Consider the following 240-nt stretch of genomic DNA (forward strand, 5'->3'; position numbering starts at 1 on the left):
GTGTTGATTGCTGGTAACGGCGACAGCATCTACAAGCGACTGATGCAGGCGATAGGGCGAGACGACCTTGCTGAAGAAGCCGCACTGGCGCATAACGATGGCCGTTCGAGAGACGCCGAACGCATTGATACCGCTATTGGCGAATGGACCGCCCAGCACGAACGCGACCACGTACTGGAAGTGCTGGAAGCGGCCAGCGTTCCCTCCGGCTACCCCTATACCGCCCGGGATATTGTCGAG

General features: G+C 59.6%; 1 protein-coding gene. It reads left to right on the forward strand.

Going from position 1 to position 240, the window contains the following annotated elements; translation table 11 throughout:
- Window positions 1–240 (forward strand): CoA transferase (locus tag SB689_RS24085; protein WP_410694543.1); only part of this gene is annotated, 240 nt, incomplete at both ends.

This window comes from Chryseobacterium sp. SIMBA_038, assembly GCF_046535115.1.
In the GTDB taxonomy this organism is placed as follows: domain Bacteria; phylum Bacteroidota; class Bacteroidia; order Flavobacteriales; family Weeksellaceae; genus Chryseobacterium.